Origin of the sequence: Streptomyces sp. AP-93, from assembly GCF_022808175.1 — a bacterium.
Classification (GTDB): domain Bacteria; phylum Actinomycetota; class Actinomycetes; order Streptomycetales; family Streptomycetaceae; genus Streptomyces.
In genome coordinates this window covers 40699-54517 of record NZ_JALGBX010000013.1, presented here as the reverse complement: position 1 = coordinate 54517, position 13819 = coordinate 40699, and the positions used below count along the sequence as shown (strand labels likewise).

Sequence of the window (13819 nt, the reverse complement as noted above, 5' to 3'; positions counted from 1 at the left end):
CTATGCGGCGGTGGGCCGATGTCGAGCACTTTCCCGGCATCCGGCAATCTACCCATAACCACTACACCTCCTGTACGTACGCCCCCGCGCGGGCGGCCGCCGCCGCCGCGGCCGCGGACCGGTCGGCCGCGGTGTCGTCGAGCGGGAGGGCCGTGGTCAGGAAGCGGTAGTAGAGGGGCGCGGACACCGCGCGGATCACCTCGTGCGGGTCGGTGCCCGCGGGCACCTCGCCGCGGGCCAGGGCCTCCCGGACGCACGGCGCCCACTCCTCGACGCGCACGGCGTAGAAGCCGTGCAGCGATTCGGCCGTCTCGGGGTCGCCGGCGGCGGCCGCGATCACCGCCTTGAACAGGGCCCCCTGGCGGGGATTCACCAGGGTGCGGCACACCAGCCGGGCGTTGGCCGTCAGGTCTCCGAGGAGCGAGCAACCCTCCGGCGGTCTGAGCGGCGCCCTGCGCGCCGGCTTCAGCCGAGCCAGAGGACGTTCAGGACGGACAGGCGGTGCAGGGGTCTGTTGATCCAGTAGGTGAGGGACAGCCGGCCGACGGAGACCAGTCGTACGTCCTGGCCCTCGGGGTCGTCGGGGTTCCACGGGTGGAACCCCCAGGGATCGGCCGCGGCGGCGTCCAGGATGTCCCAGACCATGTCTTCGGCGTGCTCGGGCAGGGTGCCGAGAACCTTGGCGGCGGGCGTGGAGAAGCGGATCGCGTACGGCTGTCCGGTCACCGGCGGCTTCTCCGCAGCTCGGCCATGTCCACGAAGGCGCTGTCGTCGTGGCCGGAGGCACCGAACGCGTCGACCGCCGGGGCGGAGGCGAGACGGGCCTGCCAGACCTGGACGGTCTCGTAGAGCGCGGCGAGGGAGAACGTACGGCGGGATTCCTCCAGCGCGGCGGTCCACTCCTGTTCGAAGGCGGGCACCCACTGCGGGCCACGACGGTCGGCGCGTAGTTGATCGAGGAGTTCGGCCGGGGCTCCCGGAGCGGGGGCGTACGGCGTGACGGTGGCGTGGCCGGGCTGCGCGCTCATCGGCTGTTCCTCCCTGCGGGTCGTACCGCCACGGTACGCGGGCCGGGGGGCCTTGGGGTGCGGGCATGGGCAGATCCCTCGACGGGGGTGCGCAGGACGCTCGCTCGAACGGGCGTCACGGCCCGGGGGCCTGCAGGAATGCGGCCACCGCGGCTCTGGTGAGGGTTTGGTAGCGGCGCTCTGCCGTTCGGGCCGTGAAGTGGCCCGCGAGTTCCAGGGTGATCGAGCCGTGGGCGGCGGCCCAGATCACGTCCGTGACCTCGTCGACGTCCGCGTCCGGGCGGAAGACGCCGGTCGCCGCGCAGGCTCGTACGGCTTCTCGGAGGACCTCCAGGCTGGCGGCGGCGACCTCGCGGGCCTCGGGAGTGGGGGCGAAACCGGGGATGAGGCCGGCGAACATGACCTGGTAGAGGTTGCGTTCGGTCAGGGCGTTCTCGCGGTAGGCGCGGCCCAGGTCGGCCAGGTGGGCGGTTGGGTCGGCCGATGGGGGGACGGCCTCCAGGCTGCGGCGCAGGCGGTCGAAGCCTTCCTGGTACAGGGCCTCGGAGATGCCGTCCTTCGCGCCGAAGTGGCGGTAGAGGACCGTGGTGGAGCAGCCGGCCGCGGTGGCGATGCGGCGCATGGTGAGGGCGGTCGGGCCTTCCGCCGCGAGGAGTTGGGCGGCGAGGTCGAGGAGGGCGGCGCGCAGCGCTTCATGGCCTTGGGCCTGGGCACGGGAGTAGAGGTCGCCGCTCATGCCTGCTGCCAGTCGCCGAGGGGGCGGTAGATCGGGATGCCGGCTTCGGTGAGTGCGGTGCGCTTGGCGAAGTACTCGTCGCCCATCGGGTCCAGGCCGCGCAGGGGCATGGTTCCGCGCCAGATCGTCAGGTCCTGCGGTGCGAGCTGTTCGGCCCGCGCGAAGTGCCGTTCGGCTTCTGTCGCGCGGCCGCCCCGGTGGAGCCACAGGGCCAGGGCCGCTTCGGTACGCGCCTGCTGCTGCCCGGCCGTGGCGCGGCGGGTGTGCCGGGTGACGTCCTCGTCGGACAGTCCGCTGTCGCCGGTGAGGACCCAGCGGTCAAGTGCGACCAGCGCCGCGCCGGAGTCCAGGCCCGACAGTTCGCGGAAGAGGTCGGTCGCGAACTGGGTGTCGTTGGGGCGGGCCACCTTCCCCTCCTCGTCGATCCACAGGACGGTCGGGACGTTCAGGACGTCGTAGAGGTCGGCCACGGCTCCGTCCGTGTCGATGAGTGCGGGGTGGGTGACCGCGGCCTCGGCGATCCACGGCGCGGCGTCGGCGGCGCGGCGGTCCACCGCGACGCTGAGGACGCTGAAGCCGTGCCCGGCGAGTGCGGCGTGGCGGCGCTCCCATTCGGGGAGGTCGTAGCGGCAGCCGCACCACGAGCCCCAGAAGACCAGGGCGACCTTGCGGCCGCGCAGGTCGCTCAGCGAGTGCGGCACGCCGTCGACGTCGGGGAGGGTGAAGTCCGGGGCGGTGGCGCCGGCGAGGGCCTGCGAGCGTTCTTGCGCGGAAACTCCGAGGGCGATGACCCCGGTGTCGGTCGCGACCGGGCGGTCGAGGAGGCCGGCGAAGGCCACCGGGTCGAGCAGACCGTGGTGTTCGGCCCGGGCGGCGGCGGAGACGGGCACGCAGAGGTCGCCCCGGCACCAGCCATGCGGCTTGCGGACCCAGCCGAGGGCCTCTTCGGCCGCCTCGGGGGTCAGGAGGATCCGGCCCGCCGGGCCCGTCTGCGCGGCTACGACCGTTTCCCTGCCGTCGTCCAGGATCGTGACGTGCACGCCGTCCATGGCAACTCCCTGCTGCGCGGTGTGGAAACTGTGTCTCGCAAAAATAACAACGTTATCCGCTCCACGGCAAGGCCATCGGGAGGTGGAGGCCCGGACGCCCGCACACCTGGACGCCCGCCGCCCCGACGCCCGGACGCCCGGACGCCCTCAGTCGGTCCCGTGCCGATGTCCGGGCGCTTCCGTACCCTGGCGGCATGCGTACGCGTCCCACTTTGAGCTGGACCCCGACGGCGGACCTGCCGCCCGGCACCACGGACCCGGGGCCGGTCGCCGACGCGCTGCGGGCCGGCGGGGTGCTGGTGCTCAGCGGGGCCGGGATGTCCACGGAGTCGGGCATTCCCGACTACCGGGGCGAGCGCGGCAGCCTGCGCCGTCACACGCCCATGACGTACCAGGAGTTCACTTCCAGCGCTCGGGCCCGGCGCCGGTACTGGGCACGCGGCCACCTCGGCTGGCGCACGTTCGGGCGGGCCGTGCCCAATGACGGACACCGGGCCGTCGCGGCGTTCCAGCGGTACGGGATGCTCTCGGGCGTGATCACCCAGAACGTCGACGGACTGCACCAGGCCGCCGGCAGCGAGGGAGTGGTGGAACTCCACGGAAGCCTGGGCCGGGTCGTGTGCCTCTCCTGCGGAGCGCTCAGCCCCCGCCGGGAACTCGCCCGACGGCTGGAGGAGGCCAACGCCGGCTTCGCGCCGGCGGACGTCGCACTGAACCCGGACGGTGACGCCGACCTCACCGACGACCAGGTCGGAGACTTCCGCCCGGTGCCCTGCGCGATCTGCGGCGGCATCCTCAAACCGGATGTGGTGTTCTTCGGCGAGACCGTCCCGCCGCAGCGGGTCGGACACTGCCGCGCACTGGTCGACGCGGCGACCTCGCTGCTGGTCCTGGGCTCGTCGCTGACGGTGATGTCCGGGCTCCGCTTCGTGTCCCAGGCGGCCCGGGCCGGGAAGCCCGTGCTGATCGTCAACCGGGACCCGACCCGCGGCGACCGCCACGCCGCGACCCGGGTCGCACTCCCCCTGGGAGCGACCCTCACCGCCCTGGCCGACGGCCTGGGGGTCCCCCTCGACCGGCAGGCTACGGACCACGCCACGACGTGATGCGGTCCGCCGTCGCCCGGGGCCGGGCGACGGCGGGCGGCTCCCCGTCGCGCGTCAGGCCAGCGGGCCCAGTACCTCCTGGGATTCGATGAGTCCCTGGTCGCTCGGAGGCTTCCCGTCGCCGAAGACGCGTACCGCCTGGCGCGCCCGGAAATCGGCGTGCGCCTCGGCGGGCTTCACGTAGCCGTGGCGGGCGCGGGCCTGTTCGGGGGTGAGGACCTCCTTGGTGCGCGGAGGCACGCCGAGCTTGACGGGCGCGACCACCTTGACCGTGGAGGGCGAGAGCATCCCCAGCAGGAACAGTTCGGCCCGGGGGCTGAGGTGGGCGAGCGCGAAGGACACCCGCATGACCGGTACGACGAGGACGTCGAGGAGGCGGGACTGCCGGATCTGCGCCAGCTCCCGCATCCAGCGCGGCATGGTGGCGATGGTGGCGATCCGGTGCGTCCTGGCCACGACCGTCCGCGCGGGCCTCATCCACCACGGGGTCGGCGGGAGGACGAGGTCGGTGTTCAGGAGGTGGTTCATGGCCTGCCGGGCGATCGGGCTGGCCTCCAGCCGCGGGCGCATGCGCTCGAAGTACGCCCGGATCCCGGCGCGGTCGCGCGGGACGTCGTCGGGCGAGCAGGTCTGGAACTCCGCGGCGAGGGCGCAGGACTCCCAGTACTCCGCCTCCTCCTCGGCGGTGAGCTTTCCGGGCCCGTACTTCTCGTAGGCGTAGAGGATCGAGTGCCAGCCGGTGAGCTGTATCCACAGCTGCGAGGCGGGGTCGTTGGCGTCGTAGGTGCCTTCGCCGTAGGGCAGTTGGCCGATGGCCTTCGAGTGGACCTTGACCAGGACGTCCGCCGCCTTGCACACCTGGTCCGAGCCGGCGAAGGCCACCATCGCGAAGTAGCGCAGCGTGCGGTCGTAGCGGGTGCGCGTGCGGTCGTAGATGCCCTGGGTGCCGTGGACCGCGGCCACCAGCGGCGGGTCGAGTTCCTCCACGACCACGGAGCGCTGGAAGCCCACCGTGGGCGCCGTCGGGTAGCTCCACACCTTCCAGACCACCGATCCGGGACCGAAGAACCCGTAGTCCTCGTGCGGTTCGACCTCTTTGCCGTGCAGTCGGGCCATCAGACCGCTCCCTCGTGGTGTTCCTGGCAGCGGGTGCGCACCGCTCCCCCAATAAGACAGGACTGTCTTAAATTAAGACACGACTGTCGTAAGATGCCAAGGTGTCGACACCGACGTCTCCGAACGAAAGGCCGCGCAGGCGGCGCCCCTACGCTCCGCGCGTCCCGATCGCCGAACGCCGCGAGCAACTCCTCGACGCGGCCCTCGCCGTGATCGTGAGCGAGGGCTACGCCCGGGTCTCCATCGACGCGATCGCCAAGCGGGCGCAGGTCGCGCGCTCGGTGGTCTACGGGGCCTTCGACGACCTCGACGACCTGCTGCTCACCCTCCTCGACCGCCAGCAGGAACGCGCCTACACCCGCCTGCTCGCGAGCGTTCACGACACCCGCCGCACCCACGACCCGGTCGGCTTCGCCTGCGAGGCCGTCAACCGGATGGGCGCCATGCTGCGGGAGGACCCGGACACGTGGCGCCTGATCCTGCTGACTCCGGCGACCACTCCCCCGGCCGTCCACGCGCGCATCGAGGCGGACCGGGAGCGGTTCCGGCGCCGGGTCGCCTCGTGGATCGAGTCCGCGCCGGCCACAGAAGGGCCCGCACCGGACCCCGAGGTCCTGGCCCACGCGCTGGTCGCCTCCGCGGAACACTTCGCACGCCTCGCGCTCACCTCCGCCGACGCGATCGACTCCACCCGGCTCGCCGGCCAACTGCGGCTCCTGCTCGGCGGCATCTGGCCCTCGTCCTCGCCCTCGACGTAGGCGGCGCCCCGACCCCTTCTGCGGCGTCAGCGGTCGAACGCCTACGCCGTCGGGTGGGCCGGGGCCGCCCCCGAGCGGAAGGTGCGGCGGTAGGTGTCCGGCGGGACGCCCACCGTGCGGGCGAAGTGGCGGCGCAGGGTGGTGGCGGTGCCCATGCCGGTGGCCGTCGCGATGGTGTCGACGGTGTCGTCGGTGGTTTCCAGCAGTTCCTGGGCGTGGCGGATGCGCTGGGTGTGCAGCCACTGCAACGGGGTGGTGCCGGTAACCGACTTGAAGTGGCGGCCCAGGTGGCGTGAGCTCATCCGGGCCCGGCGGGCCAGGTCCTCCACGGTGAGCGGCTCGTCGAGGCGTTGCAGCACCCACGGGAAGAGGTCGGCGAGCGGATGGTTGCCGGGATCGGGCACGGGGGTCGTGACGAACTGCGCCTGGCCGCCGTCGCGGTGCGGTGGTACGACCAGACGGCGGGCGATCTTGTTGGCGGCCGAGGAGCCGTGGTCGAGGCGCACCAGGTGCAGGCAGAGGTCCATGGCGGCGGCCTTGCCGGCGGAGGTCAGCACGCTGCCGTTGTCCACGTAGAGGACGTCGGGGTCCACGGTGACGAGGGGGTGGCGTCTGGCCAGTTCCCGGGTGTGTGCCCAGTGCGTGGTCGCGCGTTTGCCGTCCAGCAGGCCGGCGGCGGCCAGCACGAAGGCGCCCGTACACAGCGAGGCCACGCGCGCGCCGGCCTGGTGAGCGGCGCGTACCGCGTCGATGAGCTCGGCCGGCGGGTCCCGTTCGACGTCGGCCCAGCCGGGGACGATCACGGTGTCCGCTTGCGCGAGGTGGTCGAGTCCGTGGTCGGGTTCCAGGCGGAAGCGGTCGATCTGTACGGCGCCCGGCCCGCAGAGCGAGAAGCCGTACCAGGGGTTCACGAGGTGGGTCAGGTCGGAGCCGAAGACCTCGCAGGCCAGGGACAACTCGAAGTGCAGCATGCCGTCGGTGACGGCCAGCGCGACAGTGGTCATGTCCGGAAGTGTACGGGTCATGTCGTTCCGGACAGTGGTGGGCGGCTGGTGTTCCGCGACAGGATGTCCATGACGGAGCGGGGCGGAGCGGGCCTTGAGGGCCTGCGGCCTTCGGCCCTCGGCGTCATACGGGTACGGGTACAGGCACGGGCACGAGTTCGGATACGGGCGATTGCAGGGGAGCGGGACCATGGGATCAGGTCAGTTGGTGGCGGTGTTCGGCGCGTACGGGCACACCGGGCGGTTCGTGGTGGCGGAGCTGGTGCAGCGGGGGTTCGTGCCGGTGCTGTCGGGCCGCGACGGCGAGAAGCTGAAGGCGCTGGCGTACGAGACCTGCCTGGAGGCCCGCCCGGCGACGGTGGGTGACCCGGAGGCACTGGACCGCGCGCTGGCCGGCACAGCCGCCGTGATCAACTGCGCGGGACCCTTCGCCTCGACGACCGGCCCCGTGATCGAGGCGGCCCTGCGGGCGCGGATCCCCTACCTGGACGTGGCCGCCGAGCTCGAGGCCAATATCGACACCTTCGCGCACTTCGCCGACCGGGCGCGCGACGCCGGTGCCGTGATCGTCCCGGCGATGGCCTTCTTCGGCGGTCTCGGCGACCTGCTGGTCACCGCGGCGATGGGCGACTGGACCGAGGCCGAGGAGGCGCACGTCGCGTACGCCCTGAGCAGCTGGCACCCCACCGCCGGGACGCGGCTTTCGGGCGCGGTCTCGCGGGAGCGGCGCGGTGAGCGGCGCATGCGCTACGCGGGCGGGCAGTGGGAGTACCGCACCGACGCCCCGCCGACCCTGGAGTGGCGCTTCCCCGAGCCGATGGGGACCCGGCAGGTGATCGGGGAGTTCACGATGGCCGACGTGGTGACCGTGCCCAGCCACCTGCCGATCCCGGACGTGACCACGTACATGACGGTCGAGGCGGTACGCGACATCGCGGCCCCAGGCACGCCGGCGCCAGCCGCGGCCGACGACAGCGGACGGTCCGACCAGACCTTCCTCGTCGACGCGGTCGTGCGCTCGGGCGGCGCCGAACGCCGCGCCGTGGCCCGCGGGCAGGACATCTACGCCGTCACGGCCCCCCTCGTCGTGGAGGCCCTGGACCGGGTCCTGAGCGGCCGCATCCGTAGGGTCGGCGTCGCCTCCGCGGGCGAGATGTTCGACGCGCCCGGCTTCCTGCGCGCGCTGGCCCCGCACATCACCCTGGAGCTGCTCCCCTAGGGCCTGTCGTCGAGGTTCGCGACGGCGGTGAGGATCTCGCCGGTGGAGCGGACCCGTCCGATCCTCGGGAAGATCTTCCCGAAGGTGTGGGCGTGCGCGTCCGCGTCCATGTCGGTGGTGGCGTCCTCGGCGAAGACGAGGTCGTAGCTGTGCTCCCAGGCTGAGCGGGCAGTGGACTCGACGCCGGCACTGGTGGCGATGCCGGCGAGGACGATCCGCTTGATGCCGCGGCGGCGCAGCTGGAGGTCGAGCTCGGTGCCGGTGAAGGCGCCCCAGTGCCGCTTGGTGACGACGATGTCGTGGGCGCCGGTGGCCAGTTCGGCCGGAAGCTCCGAGAACTCGGCCGGAGGCGGAGTGGACGGACCGGGCCGGTCGGTGTGGGTCGTGGGCAGGTCGCCCCCGTCGGGGGACCACGCGACCTTCACGAGGACGACGGGCAGGCCCGCGGCGCGGAAGGCATCGGCGAGCTGGATGCCCTTGGAAAGGATCCGCTCGGCGGGGGTGACCACGGGCAGCGCCATGATCCCCTTCTGAAGGTCGATGAGGACGAGGGCGGTGCCCTTGTCGAGCGTGATCTCGGACATGCGAGCGTCTTCCTTCGCTGGTCGTACCGGTACGAGTACGGGCCGCGGCCCTTGCCGGTGAGCGCGATGAGCGCGATGAGCCGACGGTGCCCGTCGGTGGATCCGCCCGGCTCCCCCTTCGGCGGAGGCGGCCCGCAGCCGGCGGACCAGTAGGCCCTTCTCGCCCTTCTCCCACAACGCGACGATAACGGACATAAAGGGAACCGTGGGCGACAGGGCGGCCTCGAATGTGACGTCTTGCGAACGGCCGGGGCGGGGTCGCCCATGGGTGGACGAGCTGATCGATAATGGGCCGGCGCCCTGCCTGCACGGTTGAGAGGAGCCCTTGATGACGACACCGCGGGACTTGTTGATCATTGCCATGGACGTGGAGTCCGGCCGGACCGTCGAGCAGGGCGACCTGTCGCTCGCGCTCGCGGGGGCCGAGGTGGTCGACCTCCTTGCCGCCCGGGCCGTCGGGCTGGACGGTGATCACATCGTGCCGGGCGAGGTGGCGGCATTGGATGATCCCCTGCTGGATGCCGCAGCAGCGTCGCTCGTTCGGGAGGCGCCCTACGAGTCCGTCTCGGACTGGCTGTGGCGCAGAGGGCGCGGCCTGTCCGCGAGCTACCAGGCCGTGCTGGAGGAGGAAGGGCAGCTCGTACGGCAACGTCGCCGCGGGTTCTCTCTACGGGCCGGTGAGCTGGTGCCGGCCGATTCGCCTGCCCGCCGCCGGGCCGAGGAGCGGTGGAGGGCGAAGGAAGCTGTGCTCGTCCTGCTGACGGAGGCGCTGGAGGGCGGCGACGACCGGGCCGGGGACGCTCCGGACGTGGCCGACGACAGCGTCGCGACGGTGTTGGCCGCCGTCAACGACGCTTTGGTGGAACTGGCGTCCGTACGCCAACGCCGGGCCGTCGAGAACGCGGCCTTCGACAACATCTGGCGCGGCAGCGGCGGATGACGACGGAGTCGGGCCCCGGCCCCCGGCGCCGGGCGCCGTGGGGCCCGGCGCCGGAGGCCGGATCCTGATCAAGGAGACGCCGGCGGGGCGCCGTCGACCGCCCACCACCACGCGATCGATGCGATCGGCGGGGGCGGGAGGGGGGTGCCGTCTGGTGGACGGGTTGCCGTCCCGGGGCGGCGGGGCAGGTGGTGGGTACCGTCCAGTTGCTCGGGGTAGTAGCGGGAGGTCGCCCCGCACCAGTCCCGCACACCGCAGATGTAGTGGGTGAGTGCGTCCAAATGGCCTTGGATCCGCGGGTCCGCCGGGGCCTTCGCGGTCTGCTGACCCAGGTGCAGGAACCGGTGCATGATCGAGTCGCGGAGCCTGGAAGCGGCTTGCAGGCCCTGTCCGGGTCCGGGTCCTGCCCCGGTTCCAGCTCCGGGTCCGGGTCCGGCCGGGCCGTCCAGGAGTGCTACCAAGTTGCCGCTGCGGCTGCCGCGTTCGTTCTCCTTCGCGAAGGAGTGGATGTCGGTGTCCACCACCACGATCGCCGCCGCCATCTCGGTCAGTGCACGGATGCGCCGGTCCTCCCACTGCGCTGCGGGCAGTGCCGCACCGACCGCGTCGAGCAGCACGGGTACGGCCAGGGCGGCTCCGGAGTGCAGGCGGGTGAGCAGGTAGTCGCTCACGTCCTGCGGGTCTCCCGGTGCGGTCGTGTCGGCGCCGGTGCGGGCCTCGGCGAGGAAGTAGCCGCGCATCGCGTCGACCCACCTCCTGACCTGTACGGGGGTGGCGATCGCCGCCACACGGAGCCGGATGTCGCGCAGGGCCAGGCCGAAGGGGTCTTTGTCGAGGGGGACCTCGGGGGCCTCGATCGTCCGCTGGAGCCGGGCGACCCTCGTGAGCATCTCGGTGGGGGTGAGACTCGGGAGGTCCTCGTCGCAGAGGTCGTCGAAGGCGAACACCCACACGGCGAGGTCGCTGAGCAGTTGGGCCGCGAACGGGTCGGCGTACGGTGCGATCCTCACCGCGATCCGGTTCAGCCCCGTGGTCAGCCGCGTGCTGCGAGCCGTCCCTCCGCCCAGGCCGAAGCTGCTCATGAACTCCGCTGAGCGCGCGTCGAAGTCGTCCGCTCCCGGCCGACGGCCACGGCCACGGCCACGGCCACGCCCATTGACGTGCTCGGCTTCGTACGTCCGCGTTCCTGTCATCAGTGATCACCTCGTGTTCGGCCCATCTCATTGAACGCAGGACGTTCCCTGGCCACAACGGGCAACCGGGAGCACTCGCGGGGCGCCAGGAGCGCGCAACGCGCCGGCCGGGCCGCCTGCCGACCGCACCGGGAGCACCGCACCGGGATGCCGGCGGGCGCGGCAGAGCAGCGGAGCCGGAACGTGCCTACGCTGGGAGAGATCGCCGGGATGGCAGCCGCGGATGAGGTGAGGCCATGGCAGCGCAACGCGGAGCCGTACTCCACCGGAGGCGTCGCATCCCCGTGGCCGCCGCTGTCTCCGCCTTCGCCGCCACGTGTCTGGTGTCCGGGTACGCGGGTTCCGGCCAGGGATCTTCCCTCGCGGTGGCCGCCCCGGTTGCCGACGGCCCGCAGGACGGTTCCTGCCGGACCGCTCTGCCGGACAGCTTCTGGCACGCTCCCGTGGACACGCTTCCCGTGCACCCGAGCTCGGACCGGTACGTCTCTTCGATCGGTGCCGCGGAGCCCCTGCACCCCGACTTCGGGGCGGGGCTCATCGACGGTGAGCCCTTCGGCATTCCCATCACCGTCTCGGACACGACCGTGCCGGAATCGAAGGTCTCGCTGGACATCGCCGGGGAAAGCGATGCGTCCGGGTACCGGATTCCGCAGAACGCCGGAATCGAGAACGGCCCGGAGAGCTCCGGGGACCGCCATGTCGTCGTCTGGGACCGCGCCCTGTGCAAGTCGTACGAGCTCTGGAACGCAAGCGCGCAGGGCGACAACGCCTGGCATGCGGGCTCGGGCGCGGTCTTCGACCTGCGGAGCCACGAACTGCGGCCGGCGGACTGGACATCGGCCGATGCGGCCGGCCTCGCCATCCTGCCCGGCCTGGTGCGCTACGAGGAGGCCGCGGGCGGGCTGGTCGACCACGCGATCAGGATGACCGTGCCCCGTACGGACCGGAGCTACGTCTGGCCGGCGAGGCATCAGGCGGGCTCCGCGGCGGACGCATCGCTGCCGCCCATGGGACTGCGGCTGCGGCTCAAGAGCTCGGTGGACACCTCGGCGCTGGGCCCTCAAGCGCAGGCCGTCGCCGAGGCGCTGAAGAAGTACGGGGCCATCGTCGCCGACAACGGGTCGGCCTGGTACCTCACCGGTGAGGAGAATCCTGGCTGGGACAATGCCCAGCTCAACGCGCTCAAGGGCTTCAAGGGTTCGGACTTCGAGGCCGTCGATGCCTCCGGGCTCCAGCAGTCGCCGAACTCCGGAGCCGTGGCGCCCCGCTGACCGATGACAGCCGACGGGCCGACCGCTGACCGCTGACCGCTGACCGCTGAGAGGAACGCCCCTCATGCGCGCAGAGACTTCCACCCCGGCGCGGAAGGGGGCCTTCATCGCGGTCGCCGTCGCCCTGTTCTGCATCCAGCTCGACTTCTTCGCGCTCAACCTCGCCATCCCGGGGATCGCCGCGGAGCTCGGCGTCACGGTGTCGGCCGCGCAGTGGACCTTGTCCGCGTACATGCTCGCCATCGGCTGCTTCTTCATCATCGGCGGCCGGGTGGGGGACGTCTTCGGCCGGCGGGGCACACTGCTGGCCGGGACCGCCCTGTTCACCGCCGGAACCGTGGGGTGCGCGCTGGCTCCCGGCCTCGGTCCGCTGGTCGTGGCCCGGATCGCCCAGGGGGTGGGCGCTGCCTTCGTGTTCCCGGTGGCCGTGTCCGTGATCACCAACACCTTTCCCGAGGAGTCCCGTGCCAGGGCCCTGGGGGCCGTGTTCGGCGTCGCCAACATCGGGACCGCGATCGGGCCCTTCGTGGGCGGAGGGTTCACCGAAGGGCCCGGCTGGCGCTGGATCTTCTGGCTGATGGCGCCGCTGAGCCTGTTCTCGCTGCTCACCGCTCTCGCGTACGTCCCGGACTCGCGCGATACGTCGGCGCCGCGGGAGCTCGATCTGCTCGGCTGCGCCCTGATCGTCGGGGCGCTGGCCGCCCTCACCCTGACCGTGGAGCGCGCGGACGCCTGGGGGTGGAGCAGTGCTCACGTCCTACTCGGCTTCGCGGCGGCGGTGGTGAGCGGCGGGCTGTTCCTGGTGCGGGAGCGGCGGGCCCGGCACCCGCTGATCGATCTGGGGCTGTTCCGCGATGTCCCGTACGTCCTGGTCACCGGGATGGGCACGCTCACCAACATGGGCTACGGGGTCACCGTCTTCCTCGCCACCCTCTATCTCCAGGGCGTACGGGGGCTCTCGCCGCTCCTGGCCGGCACGGTCTTCCTGGCCCCGGCCCTGCTGGTGGCGTTCAGCGGGCCGCTGGGAGCGCGGCTGGGCCGGCGTCTGCGGCCGACCACGGTGATGGCGCTGGCCGGAATCGGCGCGGGCACGGGGATGTACGCGCTGACGGAGGTCACCGCCTGGTGGCTGTACGTACCGGTGTTCGCGTGGTGCGGCCTGGGCCTGGGGCTGGGGTGGACGTACGCCAGCGTGGCGACCCAGCAGCTCGTCCCTCCTGCCAGGGCCGGGGAGGCATCGGGGGTCCTGCTGACCTTCCTGGTCACCGGAGGTGCGATCGCGCTGGCCGGCGCGGCCGCGGGGATCTCGGCGATGACGCCGCAGCGGTCGCCCGAGGAGGCCTACGACGCGATCCTGCGGCTGGGCGGTGTGGCCGTCCTCGCCGCGGCGCTGCTCGTCCTGGCCGTGCGGCGTCGGCTCGCGGCACAGGGCAGGAGCCGCTGATCCGCTGACACCGCGGGGGCGGCGGACGTCGCCGTCCGACCGCCCCCGTGCGCCGGTCCGGGCCGGCCCGGACCGAGCGTTCCTACTTGGCGCCGAGGTGGGCACCCTTGAGCCACTCCGCCTCGCCTTCCTTCGCGCAGGAGGAGGTGTAGGCGGGGCCGAAGGCCGGCGGGATGGCGGCCGCGGACGAGCAGTTGGACGAGAAGGCCTTGTGCCCGCCCGAGAAGTAGTCGATGTCGACACCGTCGTTGGCCAGGGCCGCGCCGGCGCCGCCCAGCAGGATGCCGGCAGCGAGGACGGAGGCGGTGACGGCAGAGCGAATACGCATTGGTTCCCCTAAGGACTCAAGGATCTGGGGACGCTCCCCTGGG

General features: G+C 72.3%; 15 protein-coding genes and 1 pseudogene. 6 read left to right on the top strand and 10 right to left on the bottom strand.

From position 1 onward, the window contains the following. Window positions 1-61: 61 nt before the first annotated feature. From MTF69_RS21940 to MTF69_RS21920, 5 genes and pseudogenes are all read right to left on the bottom strand, one after another. Window positions 62-424: pseudogene (locus MTF69_RS21940) on the bottom strand (TetR-like C-terminal domain-containing protein); the annotation flags it as partial. 41 nt (window positions 425-465) lie between these two features. Next, the gene (locus tag MTF69_RS21935) at window positions 466-726 is read right to left on the bottom strand and encodes a hypothetical protein (protein WP_243336798.1); all 261 of its coding nucleotides are present in this window, start codon (window positions 724-726) and stop codon (window positions 466-468) included. Then, window positions 723-1028, bottom strand: coding sequence for a DUF6247 family protein (locus tag MTF69_RS21930; RefSeq protein ID WP_243336797.1), 306 nt, complete (start codon window positions 1026-1028; stop codon window positions 723-725). Before MTF69_RS21930 ends, MTF69_RS21935 begins: the two co-directional genes overlap by 4 nt. A gap of 115 nt (window positions 1029-1143) precedes the next feature. Continuing rightward, entirely contained in the window at window positions 1144-1764 is a 621-nt protein-coding gene (locus MTF69_RS21925) for a TetR/AcrR family transcriptional regulator (protein WP_243336791.1), read from the bottom strand. After that, a complete protein-coding gene (locus MTF69_RS21920; protein WP_243336790.1) occupies window positions 1761-2813 on the bottom strand; it encodes a TlpA disulfide reductase family protein in 1053 nt (350 codons plus the stop codon). The genes MTF69_RS21925 and MTF69_RS21920 overlap by 4 nt, the downstream gene beginning before the upstream one ends. Window positions 2814-3007: 194 nt before the next feature. Here MTF69_RS21920 and MTF69_RS21915 point away from each other — a divergent pair, with 194 nt between their 5' ends. Further along, window positions 3008-3919: an NAD-dependent protein deacetylase gene (locus MTF69_RS21915; RefSeq protein ID WP_243336789.1), complete on the top strand. Its 912-nt coding sequence runs from the start codon at window positions 3008-3010 to the stop codon at window positions 3917-3919. Between the two features lie 54 nt (window positions 3920-3973). On the opposite strand, the gene MTF69_RS21910 is transcribed toward MTF69_RS21915, so the two are convergent. Continuing rightward, the gene (locus MTF69_RS21910) at window positions 3974-5035 is read right to left on the bottom strand and encodes an oxygenase MpaB family protein (protein WP_243336788.1); all 1062 of its coding nucleotides are present in this window, start codon (window positions 5033-5035) and stop codon (window positions 3974-3976) included. 101 nt (window positions 5036-5136) lie between these two features. Between MTF69_RS21910 and MTF69_RS21905 the strand changes: the two genes are divergently transcribed. Continuing rightward, window positions 5137-5793, top strand: coding sequence for a TetR/AcrR family transcriptional regulator (locus MTF69_RS21905; RefSeq protein ID WP_243336787.1), 657 nt, complete (start codon window positions 5137-5139; stop codon window positions 5791-5793). Between the two features lie 41 nt (window positions 5794-5834). On the opposite strand, the gene MTF69_RS21900 is transcribed toward MTF69_RS21905, so the two are convergent. Next, the gene (locus MTF69_RS21900) at window positions 5835-6797 is read right to left on the bottom strand and encodes a helix-turn-helix domain-containing protein (protein ID WP_243336786.1); all 963 of its coding nucleotides are present in this window, start codon (window positions 6795-6797) and stop codon (window positions 5835-5837) included. Between the two features lie 190 nt (window positions 6798-6987). Between MTF69_RS21900 and MTF69_RS21895 the strand changes: the two genes are divergently transcribed. Continuing rightward, window positions 6988-8016 carry a trans-acting enoyl reductase family protein gene (locus MTF69_RS21895; RefSeq protein WP_243336785.1) on the top strand — a complete coding sequence of 343 codons (1029 nt, stop codon included), beginning with the start codon at window positions 6988-6990 and terminating at the stop codon, window positions 8014-8016. Here the strand turns inward: MTF69_RS21895 and MTF69_RS21890 are convergent. Continuing rightward, window positions 8013-8600: a hydrolase gene (locus MTF69_RS21890; protein ID WP_243336784.1), complete on the bottom strand. Its 588-nt coding sequence runs from the start codon at window positions 8598-8600 to the stop codon at window positions 8013-8015. The genes MTF69_RS21895 and MTF69_RS21890 overlap by 4 nt on opposite strands. A 328-nt stretch (window positions 8601-8928) precedes the next feature. Between MTF69_RS21890 and MTF69_RS21885 the strand changes: the two genes are divergently transcribed. Continuing rightward, complete coding sequence (locus MTF69_RS21885; protein WP_243336783.1) at window positions 8929-9540, top strand: GPP34 family phosphoprotein; 612 nt, start codon at window positions 8929-8931, stop codon at window positions 9538-9540. Window positions 9541-9608: 68 nt separating this feature from the next. Here the strand turns inward: MTF69_RS21885 and MTF69_RS21880 are convergent, their stop codons facing one another. Beyond that, window positions 9609-10622 carry a terpene synthase family protein gene (locus MTF69_RS21880; protein WP_243336781.1) on the bottom strand — a complete coding sequence of 338 codons (1014 nt, stop codon included), beginning with the start codon at window positions 10620-10622 and terminating at the stop codon, window positions 9609-9611. A gap of 347 nt (window positions 10623-10969) precedes the next feature. Here MTF69_RS21880 and MTF69_RS21875 point away from each other — a divergent pair, with 347 nt between their 5' ends. Beyond that, entirely contained in the window at window positions 10970-12004 is a 1035-nt protein-coding gene (locus MTF69_RS21875) for a hypothetical protein (RefSeq protein WP_243336779.1), read from the top strand. 64 nt (window positions 12005-12068) lie between these two features. Next, entirely contained in the window at window positions 12069-13448 is a 1380-nt protein-coding gene (locus MTF69_RS21870) for an MFS transporter (RefSeq protein ID WP_243336776.1), read from the top strand. 82 nt (window positions 13449-13530) lie between these two features. Here the strand turns inward: MTF69_RS21870 and MTF69_RS21865 are convergent, their stop codons facing one another. Then, window positions 13531-13776 (bottom strand): hypothetical protein, encoded by a 246-nt coding sequence (locus MTF69_RS21865; RefSeq protein WP_243336775.1) that lies wholly within the window; start codon window positions 13774-13776, stop codon window positions 13531-13533. Window positions 13777-13819: the final 43 nt, after the last annotated feature.